Here is a 12,343-nt window from a genome sequence, read left to right as displayed (position 1 = left end):
ACGTTATACGGTAGTAAATTCATCACACCGTACGCTAACCAGCAGGTGTGAATTCCGTCTCAATCGTGCGCTGGATAAACCGCCTGTATGAGCTGTCAGGGATCGGCCTGCCACCCTCTTCCTGCTGGAAATGGCTGAAGATATCCAGAAGCTCCGGGTCGGCGGCCATCTGGTCTTCCGTCAGCCCAGCCTCTGTCAACTCCTGCACGCGGCCCAGCCACGCTGTAAAGGTATCCCGGTAAAGGATAAGCCCTGCCGTCCCTGTCACCGGGCCATGCCCAGGTACGATGGTGGTATTCTCGTCAGACAAGCTTAACACCAGATCTATGGCTCCAAGCTGCCCTTCCCGGCCCCCACCATAAAATGTCGGGTGCCAGTTAGTGGCATAGGTGTCGCCCATGAAAATCACATTTGCATCCGGCAGGTGAATGATGGCGTCATTCATGGTGTGTGAAACCACGGTATAGATATCAACGCCTGTGCCCACCATCTCGTCGGAAAGCGTGCCGGAAAAGCGCACCTCACGCGGCAACACCATATCAGGCGAAGCTGCATGATAAACGACGGTGGCGCCAGTAGCTGAAAAGCGCGCATTGCCAGAGTTATGGTCCATATGCTCATGGGTGTTAAGCACATAACGCACCGGCGCATCCGAGATATCCGCCAGCGCCGCATCAAATTGTTCATCCCCGCGGGCCATCATGGTATCCACCAGCAACAGGCCGTCTGGCCCTACCTGCACCCCGACATTGGCCCCAAGGCCGTTGCTGATCAAAATATAAAAATCGTCTGTGAGCTCAATGGTTTCAATTTGCTGCGCAGAGGCCAGCCCTGAGTTTGTCAGGAGCCCAACGCTCAACGCAACGGCACGTAGGATACTGTTCATGAAATTCCCCATCTAATTTTATGCACACACCATCACCTGCATGAAGCCCGGCTGACAGCCCTACGCGACGAACGGTGTATGACACTCGTTTAGTTGAATACCTGCCCAAACAAAAGGGCCGGGGAAACCCCGACCCTTCGCATGAATTGTCAGCTCATTTACCAGATGTTCACCCTGTCTTCCGGTGCAATGTAAAGCTCGTCACCCTCTTTCACATCAAAGGCGTCATACCAGGCGTCTACGTTGCGAACGATGCCGTTCACGCGGTATTTGGCCGGGGAATGCGGGTCAGACTTCAGCCGCTCAAGGGTGGCTTCATCCCGCACCTTGGTGCGCCATGCTTGCGCATATCCAAGGAAGAAGCGCTGGTCGCCTGTCAGGCCGTCAACCACAGGTGCTTCTTCTCCGTTCAGCGAAAGTTTGTAGGCGAGGTAAGCCACCTCAACGCCGCCGAGGTCACCGATATTTTCACCCATGGTGAAGCTGCCGTCTACAAAGGCACCCGGCACCGCTTCATAGCTTGAGAACTGGTCACCCAGCACTTTGGTGCGGCTCTCGAACGCTTCGCGGTCCGCATCTGTCCACCAGTTGCGTTTGATGCCCTGCGCGTCAGACTTGGAGCCCTGATCGTCAAAACCATGGCCCATTTCGTGCCCGATGATGGCCCCAATGGCACCATAGTTCACGGCCGGATCTGCGTTCGGGTCAAAAAACGGTGCTTCAAGAATAGCCGCCGGGAACACAATCTCGTTGAAGTTTGAGAGATAATAAGCGTTCACGGTTTGCGGCATCATGAACCATTCTTCCTTGTCGGTCGCGCGCTTGAGGCGTGCCACGTCAAAGTCTTCAAAGAATTTGGTGATGCGGCGTGCGTTACCAAACAGGTCGGCGCGGTCGATCTCGATCCCGCCCAGATCCATCCAGTTATCCGGATAGCCGATTTTGGCGCGGAAGGCGGCAAGCTTGGCGCGGGCTTCCACCTTGGTATCATCGCCCATCCACGGCAAGGTATCGATGCGCTCTCCGTACGCTTTGCGCAGGTTTTCAACCAGCACTTCCATTTTGGCTTTTGAGCTTTCCGGGAAGTGGCGCTTCACATAAATCTGGCCCAAGGCTTCACCAAGGCCAGTTTTGGCACCCACACGGGAGACACCGCGCTTCCAGCGGTCAAGCTGTTGCTCCTGCCCGCGGATAATCCCACCCCAGAAACGGAAGTTGGCATCGTCAATCTCTTCAGACAGCACAGCCGCGTTGTTGGAGATCAGGTGATAGCTCAGGTAAGCCTTCCATGTATCCAGCTCTTCGCTTGAGAGAAGCGCAATCAGCGGATTAATGGTATCCGGATGGCTGACATTGATTTCCTCAAGGCCTTCAATGCCGCCGGTATTGAGATAAAGGCCCCAATCAAAACCGGGGTAATCTTCACTCAGTTTCGCCACGGTGGTGGGGTTGAAGGTTTTATCCCGGTCACGCCGGTCCGCCCTGATCCACTGCAATTCCGCCACCTTGGTTTCAAGCGCCATAATCGCTTCTGCCTTGGCAGTGCCATCCTCAATGCCCGCAAGCGTCAGCATCTCGGCAATATGGTCTTTGTAAGCTTTGCGAATGGTGTTGAAGCGCTCGTTATCCTCAAGGTAATAATCCCGGTCCGGCAGGCCCATGCCGCCAAGACCGATGTTCAGGTTATATTTATTGGGGTCGCGCGGGTCGATACCCAGCCCGGCCGTGATCACCCGGTTGCCACCCACATAATTGGCCCGGCCAAATTCTTCCGTCAGGCCGGTGAGATCAGAGATTGCAGCGATACGGTCAAGGTCTGCTTGCAAGGGTGCTGCGCCAAGTTCATTAAGCGTGGCGGTATCCATCCAGCTGGCGTAATAGTCGCCCACTTTCTGCTCAGGCGTACCTTTTTCGCCGCCCTTGGCGCCAAGCTCTTCAATGATTGCCTTCACCCGCTCCTGCGCGCGTTCATGCACAATAAGGCCCACACCGTAGCTGCTGCGGTCTGACGGGATATCATGCTTCGCCATCCAGGTGCCGTTGGCGTAATTGAAAAAGTCGTTACCGGGTGTGACAGCTTCATCACGCGCAGTGAGGTCTACACCCCAGTCACCAATAGCAGGTGACGTGTTGGCGGACGCCTGCATCTCTGTGGCAGCTTTACCAGCAGCGTCGCCTGAGGCATTGTCATTCGAAGCATTGTCGTCTGAACTACCGCATGCGGCCAGCAGAAGCGCTGTTACCGCAACGCTTGATTTAAGAACTGATCTGATCATATCCCCCTCCAGGTTTTATTCTGTTTTTTTGGGTGTGCAGCCCTATTGCCCAAAAGCCGCGCACGGTGGGTATAAGACAAGGCCGAAGGGCTGCGGTCAATACGGATTGATGCAAAAACCCCAAAAAGAAAACGGGGACCAAAGGCCCCCGTTTTTCGGTGTTTCATATAAGCAACAATCAGTCGCCTTTGTATATCGTCCTGCACGGGAACGGGATGGAAATATCGTTTTCATCAAACCGTTCTTTCACCGTTTTCAACAGGTGCCAGTTCAGCGCCCAGAAGTCACCTGACGCGCACCAGACGCGCACCATCACATCGACCGAGCTTTCCCCGAGAGATGTAACCGCGATCACCACTTCAGGTTCCTTCAGGCAACGCTCGTCTTCCGCGATAACCGCGCGGATGATGTCCATCGCCTTATCGATATTATCGTCGTAGGAGATGCCGTAAACGATCTGAAGCCTGCGGATATCATGATAGTTGAAGTTGCGGATCGCGCTGCCCCAAACCGAGTTGTTCGGGATGGTGATACGCACATTATCCGCCGTATCCATCTTGGTCATGAAAAGCGAAATGGCTTTTACCGTGCCGCTTTGGCCTGCCACTTCCACAAATTGCCCGATTTTGAACGGCCGGAAGATCAAGAGCATCACACCAGCGGCAAGGTTCGAGAGCGTGCCCTGCAGCGCAAGACCAATGGCAAGGCCCGCGGCACCAACAACAGCAACAAGGCTCGTGGTTTCAACCCCGAACTGGCCCAGAAGGGCAATGCCGGTGAAAACGATAACCGCGTATTTGCCGAGGCTCGCAAGGAAAGCACCAACGGTGCTGTCGACCTTGTCGCTTTTCTCGAAAAGCTTCTCAAGCCGACGCTCGACAAAACCGGCAAACCACAAACCCAGCAGAAGTACTAAAAAGGCGCCAAGGAGGGTGAGCCCCATATCGATGCCATACGCCATGATCACGTCAAGTGACGGCGTTTCTTCAGAGAATAAATCCATATTCAGAAATCCTGTTGCCCTAGTTAACGGTTATTATGCCCACTGCGGAGGTTTGATTAAAGCCCCTATTTCAGGAAACGCAGTGTAGCGAAGGCACGCCACACCCACGCCGCACTTTCGCGCACACTCGCGCCACAGATTCACGCACACTTTCGCCGCACCTGCGCCACACATCAGAGTGCGATTTTCCAGATTGAACTCAGGCCAAATCGCCCCAGCTTAGGGGTAAGACACTCTTGCGGGGGAAGGCATCAGCATGACATCTGACACCATCATCAATCATGATTTTATTGTTAAAAAACAGTCTCTTAAAGATCATGAATTTTTAGAGACTGCCTTGCCTGAGTTGAAGGATGGCGAGGTGCGTTTGGCGGTCGACCGTTTCGCCTTTACCGCAAACAATATTACCTATGCCGCGATGGGCGACCGCATGCGGTATTGGGAATTTTTCCCGTCCGATCAAGGCTTTGGCAAAATCCCTGTGTGGGGCTTTGCTGATGTTGTGGCCTCAAAACACGATGGTATTTCCGTTGGGTCGCGCTATTATGGCTATTACCCGATGTCGAGCCATGTGGTGGTATCACCTGCCAAAGTCAGCCCATCAGGGTTTATGGACGGCGCGGCGCACCGCGCACAACTCCCTGTAATATATAATCTTTATGTGAATGTGACGACGGACCCGAGCTACACTCAGGATGGTGAGGACCTGCAGGCGCTCTATCGTCCGCTTTTCATGACATCCTTCCTGATCGATGATTTTCTGGCGGAGAATGAGACCTTCGGCGCGGCGCAGGTGATCTTCTCCAGCGCCTCCAGCAAAACTGCTTATTGTGCAGCCTACCTGGCCGCCAAACGACCGGATTTAAAGGTGATCGGCCTCACCTCGAAGGGCAATGCGGCCTTCACGCAAGGCCTTGGTTTTTATGACAAAATCGTCACCTATGACGACATCGAAACGCTGGATGGCAGCGTGCCAACGGTTTATGTAGACATGGCAGGCAGCACCGATATCCGTGCCCGGGTGCACACAAATTTTGGCGATAATCTGGTCTACAGCTGCTCCGTTGGGGCATCGCACTGGGAAGAAATGGGCGGCGGGGGCGACCTGCCGGGCGCCAAACCCCAGCTCTTTTTCGCGCCCTCACAGGGCCAGAAACGCATGCAGGAGTGGGGGCCTGAAGGCTTCCAGAAACGCACCGGAGAGGCATGGGCAGGCTTCATTGACAAAGCAGCCGCTTGGGTGGATGTGAAGCACCACAAGGGCCAGAAAGCCATTGAAAACATATACATGGAAACCCTTGAAGGCCGCGCGAAACCACGCGACGGGCATATACTCAGCTTCTAACAAGCCTTGAAAATCGCGCCTGCTATCAATCTGCACCTTGGTATAGGCAGCCCTATGCAGACGCTCAAGGCTGTGCCAAACTCGGGCACTGCCCTTAGCTCCATTGTCGCAAAGGCCATCCGAATATGTTGACCAATTTCAGGTATATCTGGAACCGACTACGGACAAGTTTCTGGTTCGTACCAGCCGTTATGGCGATCGCTGCTTTTGTGCTTTCAGTGTCATCTCTTGCGCTTGACCAGAGCGAGTGGGGTGAAATGATCCGCAACATCAAGTGGAGCTACGACATTGGTGTTGACGGGGCGCGGCTCTTCCTGTCCACCATTGCGGGATCAATGATCACCGTCACCAGCTTGGTGTTTTCCCTCACGCTTATTGCGCTGACCCTCGCGTCTTCACAGCTTGGCCCAAGGCTCCTGAACATTTTCATGAGCGACATTGTGGTGCAAACCACCATGGGGCTTTTTATCGCCACCTTCCTCTTTTCACTGCTGACCCTGCGCGCCGTCAGCGATAGCGCTGGTGTGCCTGAAATTTCCATTACACTGGTGTTCCTGCTCACACTGATCAGCTTCGCGTGGCTGATATATTTTATCCACCACATCGCGCAGAACATTCAGGCTGACAACACGGTGGCGCGGGTAAGCCGGTCGCTTAACAAGGCAATCCGGGAGCGCGAAGCAGCGTGCGAAATCAGCGGCGCATCAATCATTCGGGACGGTGAGAAGAAGGCAGACCACACAAAACAGGGGCGCTCTGTCTGCTCAAACGCAAGTGGTTATGTACGAACGCTGGACCTCGTCACGCTCTATCATATGGCGGCAAACAACGACATGCAGATCGCCATTCTGGTGGAGGTCGGGGATTATGTCATCTGCGATACCGAGGTGGCCCGTGTTTATCGGCCGCCTGCGGGGGATGACAGTATTGATGACAGGATAAACGGCGCCATAAACCTTGGCCCGGTTCGCACACCAAATCAGGATATCGACTATGCGATCAATGGCTTAACCGAGATTGCGGCACGCGCGCTTTCACCCGGCATCAATGATTATTTCACCGCGCTCACCTGCATGGACCACCTGACCGATGCGCTCGTGCTAGTCCTGCGCTCAAAACCACCGGTGATTGGCTATAAGGACGAGACAGACACCACCCGTCTGCTGATCACGCCCAAACGCTTCGGTGACATGATGAACGAAGCTTTTCATGCCATTCGCCAGAACGGCGAAAGCCAGTTTCCGGTGCTGATGCACCTGAGTAAGTCACTCGCTATACTGGCCTCGTGCGCAGGCCGAAAAGGAGAGCGCAAAGCCATTGCGCATCACACCGAATTTGTAAAACGCGTCGCCAACAACAAACTTTCAGACCCGGTTGACCAAGAAACCCTACTGTCGCGTGTTCACGAAATCGAAAAGAAATTGCAGGTTTGAGGTCGCTTTTCGCGGCTGTGCCTGAGTGCCTTCTAGTGCAACGCTTCAGGCAGGGTCCAGCCCTTAAGAATGCCACCGGCACGCGCGAGGAAGGCCGCGCCCATGGCAAGCCAAAGCGCGATTGGCCCGGAAACGCCAACGTAGGTTAGAAGGCAAAACGAGCCCGCACCGAGGAAAGCTGCGGTCGCGTATATCTCGCCCTTTTTCATCACCAGCGGGATTTCGTTACAGATGATATCGCGGATGATGCCGCCTGCGGCCCCCGTCACCACGCCCATCATGGTGGCGATCAACATGCTGCCGGTGACGTCCAGCGCTTTTTCAGCCCCCACCACACAGAAAAGCGCAAGGCCAACCGCATCCGCCCAGGTGAGCCACGTGAGCCTGCGCCCCGCCAGGTATTTGGAAAAAAAGAAGGTTAAGCCAGCCGCTGCGAAAGCGATATAGATCGTCTGTGTGCCCTCAACCCAGAAAACCGGCTGGTCGAGGATCAGGTCCCTCAGCGTGCCGCCACCCACTGCGGGCATCAGCGACATGACCATAATGCCAAAGAGGTCCATTCCGCTTCTGACGGCGGCAAGCGCGCCAGAAATGGCAAAAACAAAAATGCCAACAACATCAAAAAAGGTAAGCAGGTTTTCCATGGCGAGGCCCCGATTAAAAGCTTGGTTTACCTGCTTGCCGCATAAAGCGCATCAAGATCAAGATGCTTTTCAAGTGCATCCGCCAGTGCATCAAGCGCATCATCAACCTTTTCATCAAAATCTGAGCCGCAGCTGTCATGCCCAATATGCCCCAAAAAGGCCTTGCGAAACGCGCCCTTCGCGAACAAGCCGTGAATGTAAGTGCCCATCACCCGTCCGTTTTTAGACCGGTGCCCAAGCACATGCTCACCGGCTGCGGTGAGAGAAATAGCCTCGCCTTTGGTAATGCCGGTGTGAATTTCATACCCTTCCACCCGCGCACCAAATGCCTCCGCCGTGACTGTCTGAACCGATTTTTGCGCCTGCAGGAACGTGGAAACCTCGAGAAGGCCTAAGCCTTCCTCATCTGCCCGCGTACCTTCAACCCCGAGCGGGTCTGCAACATGCTGACCAAGCATCTGGTAGCCGCCACAAAGTCCCAGCACAAAGCCGCCTGCCCGCACATGGGCGTGAATGTCATGATGCCAACCCTCGGCTTTCAGAAAGCGCAGGTCTGCAATCGTTGCCTTGCTGCCAGGAATGATAATGAGGTGCGCGTCCCTTGGTAGCGGTTGGCCCGGCGGCACGATCACCACCTCAACCCCCTCTTCCGCCCGCAGCGGGTCAAGATCATCAAAATTGGCGATACGCGGCAGCAAAGGCACGGCGATACGCAGGGTGCCTTTTTGCTTCTGAGTATGTTTTTCAAGCACAACGGCGTCTTCCGCTGGCAGGTCTTTTATCGACCGCAGGAAAGGCACAACGCCAAAACACGGCCAGTGGGTCATCTCTTCAATGATCTTCAAACCACCGTCAAAAAGCCGCACATCACCCCGGAACTGATTGATGATCACCCCGCAAACCAGCGCGCGCTCAGCCTCAGGCAATAGCTGATGGGTACCTGTGATGGCCGCGATCACACCGCCCCGGTTGATATCCCCCACCAGCACGACGGGCACATCCGCTGGCAGTGCAAAGCCCATGTTGGCAATGTCTGTCGCGCGCAGGTTCACCTCTGCCGGGCTGCCTGCCCCTTCCACCAGCACAAGGTCTGCTTCCGCTTTGAGGCGACCAAAGCTTTCCATTACATAAGCAAACAGCTCGGCCTTGTGTTTCTGGTAGGTGTCAGCCTCCGCCCGGCCCCACGGCTTGCCCTGCACAATAATCTGGGCGCCCGTATCGCTTTCAGGTTTGAGGAGCACGGGGTTCATGTGCACGCTTGGTACCGCGCGGGCGGCAAGCGCTTGTAAGTGCTGAGCGCGGCCTATCTCACCGCCGCCTTCCGCCACCGCCGCGTTGTTGGACATATTCTGCGCTTTGAACGGCAGGACCTTGAGCCCCCGGTTCGCGAACGCGCGGCAAAGCCCTGCTGTAAGCACAGATTTTCCTACATCAGAGCCGGTGCCCTGCAACATTAAGGCACGTGCGCTCACAAGCCGCTCCGTGCCCTGTGAGGAGCCAAAAACTGCTCGCCCCCCCCTGTCCATCGCGTTACCCGCACTCCAAACGCTTTCTCTAAGTTGGCGTCTGTCAGCACATCATCCGGTGTGCCGTCCGCCAGCACGCTGCCTTCATGCAGCAGCACCAAGTGGTCACAAAACCGCAACGCAAAGCTGAGGTCATGCATCACAATAAGCACCCCCACGCCGCGCGCTGCCACATCCCGCATGATATCCATCACCTGCAACTGATGCAGTGGGTCAAGCGACGCGGTTGGTTCATCAGCCAGCAGATAAGGCGCACCAACTGCCATGGCGCGGGCAAGCAGCACGCGGGACCGTTCACCGCCCGAAAGCGTGGTGACAGTGCGCTCACGCAAGTGCCAACAGTCGGTCGCCGTCATCACGTCTTCAATAATTTTCTGGTCCTTGCCGCTTAATTCCTGCCAGGGATTCAGGTGCGGTGTGCGCCCAAGCCCTACAATGCGTTCCGCCGTCAGCGGCCAGTGCACCGGCGCGCCTTGCGGCACATAGGCGAGTTTGGTTGCACGCTCCTTTGCGCTCAGCGCGTTCAGATTAGCACCATCAATTTTTATAGTGCCATAGTCTGCATGAAGGATATCCAGCACGGCTTTGAGCGCGGTGCTTTTCCCCGCACCATTTGCACCAATCAGCCCAACAACTTGCCCTGGCTTCACCCCGAAAGACACTTTGGAGAGAATTTCCCGCCCGCCAAGTGTGACCCCGAGGCCTTGGACCTTCAGACCCATATCAGGTGCCGCGTTCATCGCATGCTCTCCCGCGTTTTGAAGATGATATAGAGGAACACCGGTGCGCCGATCACCGCCATCACCACACCAAGTCGCAGTTGCCCGTGGCCTATCGGCAGGCGCGTGAGAATATCAGCCAACACCATAACGGCGGCACCACACAGCGCACTGGGCAACAGAATGCTCCGTGGCTCATACCCCACAAAAGCGCGGACAATATGCGGCACCACAAGGCCAACAAAACCAACTGCCCCACAAACGGAAACGGTTGCCCCCACCGAAAAAGCCGTGCCCAGCACCACCCGCCAACGCAGCTTGCCCACATCAACACCAAGCGTACTGGCAACTTCTTCTCCGAGGCTCAAAGCGTTCAGCCCCTGCCCCACACCAATCATCATCAGCCAACCAAGCACAATGAAAGGCCCCGCAAGGAACAGGTCATCAAAAGTGCGGTTCTCAAGCGAGCCCATCATCCAAAGTACCATCTCCTGCACCGTGACGGCGTCCGGGGTGAAGTTCATCACGAGCGACATGGCGGCTGTTGCCAGGCTTGAAATGCCAATGCCTGCAAGGATAAGCGTGAGCACGCTGGCATCTTTTGCGGCCAGCACCATCAGGATAATGGTGGCAACAAGAGCCCCGAGCATGGCGGTGATGGGCAGCGCAAGCGCTGATATGGACGTAAGCCCCATATAAATGGCGATCACCGCACCAAGGCTTGCGGTTGCGGAAACACCGATCACACCGGGGTCCGCCAGTGGGTTCCTGAGCAAACCTTGCAAGGCTGCACCTGTATACCCAAGCGATGCACCTGCCATAATAGCCAAGATAATGCGCGGCAGCCGAAGCTCCCGCACAATGATGGTATAAGCGTCATCGCCGCTTGCGAACATGCCGTGCAACACTTGCTGTGTGCTGAGGCCCACCTGCCCGAAGCGGGCCGAGAGCAACACCGCCACCGCGACAATGACGAGAAGCAAGATATTGAGCGCCCAGGGGCTGGTTTTAAGGCGTGCAATCACGAGCCATTTTCCTTCTCGGAGTGTTCAGTTGTGGGGTTCTCAGTTTCTGGCTTTTCAGTCATCGGCACTAACCCCAACCGGGTGGCTTCACGGCGGATAAACTCCGCCGCGTCTACGAAGAAAGACCCGCCGCAGGAAAGATAGCTGCTGGGCACCATGATGGTTGGTTTCTCATCCATCAAGTCACGGAAAGCACCGTGACGCCCGCTACTCCAGTGAGAAACATGCACCTTGCCTTCAAGAAAGAAACTGCCAATCACTACATCAGGCGGGCTGATGATCATTTTCTCAAGCGGCAGCGGCACCCAGCCCTTTATCCCCGCTTCTTTTGCCACAGTTTCAAACCCGGCAAGGCGGATAATATCGTCAACAAAGGTGCCCATGCCTGCGGTAAAGCCGCTGGGGGTCATATACACAGCCTTCAGCGGAATTTTGGGTGCGGCTTTCAGCGCATCCCACCGTGCGCGAAGGTCTTTGATCATCACCCCGGCTTTATCGGCGCCGCCCACAGCCTCGGCAGCCACACGCAGGTTCTTAAGGTTATCTTCCTGGCTCAAGGCATAGGGCGGCAGGAAAGTCTCAATGCCGAGCCTCAATGCCAGCGCATCGCTTGCCCGGCTACCGCGCCAGGTGCGGACCACAAGGTCAGGCCTCATCGTCAACACTTCTTCAATCGAACCCATGTTGTGATGAAGGCCGTTTGCCCGGTGAGAAAAGAGCGAATTTTCACCCTCTGCCTCAAAGGAAACAGAGGCGATATCACCCCTGTCCGCGAAGGCGAGCACATATTGGTCCGCACAGAAATCGAGCGACATCACACCGCCTTCCGCCTGCGCAGCGCCAGAGACACCAAGCGACATCGCCGCCATAAGGGCAGCTGTAAGCCATGCTTTTTCCGGGTGGTGTTTTTTATGGGCCAGTGCCACTGGGCAGTCCTTCGCCGTTTCATTGCTTCCAATCAAACCGGCGGAAAGGGAAAGCCTCACAAAACGCGTGACAATCACCAGTATCCACCGGGATTGTCGCCAAGACGGCAAGGCCGCTTCCACCCGGTTGTCCCGACCGGCAGACAGGCGACGGGATGGCAGGTTTCCTGGCTTATGGATCAACCACCTTTGCGGCACCTTCCCAAACCGCAAATGGTCGCGGTTCAGTGGATTTGCCGACAGGTGTCCCCATCTACAGTTGCGGGCACAGCCACGGATTATGCCTCATGAGGCAGTACCGTGTTCCCTCTTAGCTCTCACGAGGTTCGTGAAAGCACCATCCGTCTTCAGCCTATACTGCATGGCCCCGAGCCCGGCAAGGTGAAGTTCAAAGCTAGGTTTGACCAGAAGAGAATATGGCGGCGCTAACACTCCGTTAAGCCCCGTCTGCGACACTCCGGTCGGGGGTCCTTTGCTCTGATGCCTTGGAGGGCTTAATGAATAAGTGTGTTGCGCGTGTGAGCCCCGTTACTCGGGGTTTTAGTTTTGCTTACAAGTCC

10 protein-coding genes and 1 riboswitch are annotated in these 12,343 nt (G+C 55.8%); of the genes, 2 read left to right on the top strand and 8 right to left on the bottom strand.

Annotation, left to right across the window (positions count from 1 at the left end; genetic code table 11):
• Window positions 1–34 precede the first annotated feature (34 nt).
• The 3 genes from ACOOGA_RS14590 to ACOOGA_RS14580 all read right to left on the bottom strand — a co-directional run bounded on the left by ACOOGA_RS14590 (window position 35) and on the right by ACOOGA_RS14580 (window position 4,165).
• Complete coding sequence (locus tag ACOOGA_RS14590; protein ID WP_417461598.1) at window positions 35–886, bottom strand: MBL fold metallo-hydrolase; 852 nt, start codon at window positions 884–886, stop codon at window positions 35–37.
• Window positions 887–1,044: 158 nt separating this feature from the next.
• Complete coding sequence (locus ACOOGA_RS14585; RefSeq protein ID WP_417461599.1) at window positions 1,045–3,162, bottom strand: M13 family metallopeptidase; 2,118 nt, start codon at window positions 3,160–3,162, stop codon at window positions 1,045–1,047.
• Between the two features lie 178 nt (window positions 3,163–3,340).
• The gene (locus ACOOGA_RS14580) at window positions 3,341–4,165 is read right to left on the bottom strand and encodes a mechanosensitive ion channel family protein (protein WP_417461600.1); all 825 of its coding nucleotides are present in this window, start codon (window positions 4,163–4,165) and stop codon (window positions 3,341–3,343) included.
• Window positions 4,166–4,421: 256 nt separating this feature from the next.
• On the opposite strand from ACOOGA_RS14580, the gene ACOOGA_RS14575 reads away from it, so the two are divergent.
• Together ACOOGA_RS14575 and ACOOGA_RS14570 are read left to right on the top strand one after the other, a co-directional pair.
• Complete coding sequence (locus tag ACOOGA_RS14575) at window positions 4,422–5,510, top strand: DUF2855 family protein (protein WP_417461601.1); 1,089 nt, start codon at window positions 4,422–4,424, stop codon at window positions 5,508–5,510.
• Window positions 5,511–5,635: 125 nt separating this feature from the next.
• Window positions 5,636–6,943: a DUF2254 domain-containing protein gene (locus tag ACOOGA_RS14570; RefSeq protein ID WP_417461602.1), complete on the top strand. Its 1,308-nt coding sequence runs from the start codon at window positions 5,636–5,638 to the stop codon at window positions 6,941–6,943.
• A gap of 32 nt (window positions 6,944–6,975) precedes the next feature.
• On the opposite strand, the gene ACOOGA_RS14565 is transcribed toward ACOOGA_RS14570, so the two are convergent.
• From ACOOGA_RS14565 to ACOOGA_RS14545, 5 genes are all read right to left on the bottom strand, one after another.
• On the bottom strand, window positions 6,976–7,587 hold the full coding sequence (locus ACOOGA_RS14565; protein ID WP_417461603.1) for a trimeric intracellular cation channel family protein: 612 nt from the start codon (window positions 7,585–7,587) through the stop codon (window positions 6,976–6,978).
• A gap of 26 nt (window positions 7,588–7,613) precedes the next feature.
• A complete protein-coding gene (locus ACOOGA_RS14560) occupies window positions 7,614–9,113 on the bottom strand; it encodes a cobyric acid synthase (RefSeq protein ID WP_420428932.1) in 1,500 nt (499 codons plus the stop codon).
• The gene (locus tag ACOOGA_RS14555; RefSeq protein ID WP_417461604.1) at window positions 9,056–9,853 is read right to left on the bottom strand and encodes an ABC transporter ATP-binding protein; all 798 of its coding nucleotides are present in this window, start codon (window positions 9,851–9,853) and stop codon (window positions 9,056–9,058) included. The genes ACOOGA_RS14560 and ACOOGA_RS14555 overlap by 58 nt, the downstream gene beginning before the upstream one ends.
• On the bottom strand, window positions 9,850–10,857 hold the full coding sequence (locus ACOOGA_RS14550) for a FecCD family ABC transporter permease (protein WP_420428930.1): 1,008 nt from the start codon (window positions 10,855–10,857) through the stop codon (window positions 9,850–9,852). The genes ACOOGA_RS14555 and ACOOGA_RS14550 overlap by 4 nt, the downstream gene beginning before the upstream one ends.
• Entirely contained in the window at window positions 10,854–11,966 is a 1,113-nt protein-coding gene (locus ACOOGA_RS14545; RefSeq protein ID WP_417461606.1) for an ABC transporter substrate-binding protein, read from the bottom strand. The genes ACOOGA_RS14550 and ACOOGA_RS14545 overlap by 4 nt, the downstream gene beginning before the upstream one ends.
• A riboswitch (cobalamin riboswitch) is annotated at window positions 11,923–12,140 on the bottom strand. (Overlaps the previous gene by 44 nt.)
• Between the last annotated feature and the right edge of the window lie 203 nt (window positions 12,141–12,343).

The sequence above is a fragment of the Kordiimonas sp. genome (genome assembly GCF_965216265.1).
In the GTDB taxonomy this organism is placed as follows: Bacteria; Pseudomonadota; Alphaproteobacteria; order Sphingomonadales; family Kordiimonadaceae; genus Kordiimonas.
This window is presented reverse-complemented; position numbering and strand designations above follow the sequence as displayed.

Coding starts and splice junctions, on each gene's coding strand:
- ACOOGA_RS14580 (WP_417461600.1), bottom strand. CDS start 4,165: ATGGATTTATTCTCTGAAGAAACGCCGTCACTTGACGTGATCATGGCG.
- ACOOGA_RS14565 (WP_417461603.1), bottom strand. CDS start 7,587: ATGGAAAACCTGCTTACCTTTTTTGATGTTGTTGGCATTTTTGTTTTT.
- ACOOGA_RS14560 (WP_420428932.1), bottom strand. CDS start 9,113: ATGGACAGGGGGGGGCGAGCAGTTTTTGGCTCCTCACAGGGCACGGAG.
- ACOOGA_RS14590 (WP_417461598.1), bottom strand. CDS start 886: ATGAACAGTATCCTACGTGCCGTTGCGTTGAGCGTTGGGCTCCTGACA.
- ACOOGA_RS14555 (WP_417461604.1), bottom strand. CDS start 9,853: ATGAACGCGGCACCTGATATGGGTCTGAAGGTCCAAGGCCTCGGGGTC.
- ACOOGA_RS14570 (WP_417461602.1), top strand. CDS start 5,636: ATGTTGACCAATTTCAGGTATATCTGGAACCGACTACGGACAAGTTTC.
- ACOOGA_RS14575 (WP_417461601.1), top strand. CDS start 4,422: ATGACATCTGACACCATCATCAATCATGATTTTATTGTTAAAAAACAG.
- ACOOGA_RS14585 (WP_417461599.1), bottom strand. CDS start 3,162: ATGATCAGATCAGTTCTTAAATCAAGCGTTGCGGTAACAGCGCTTCTG.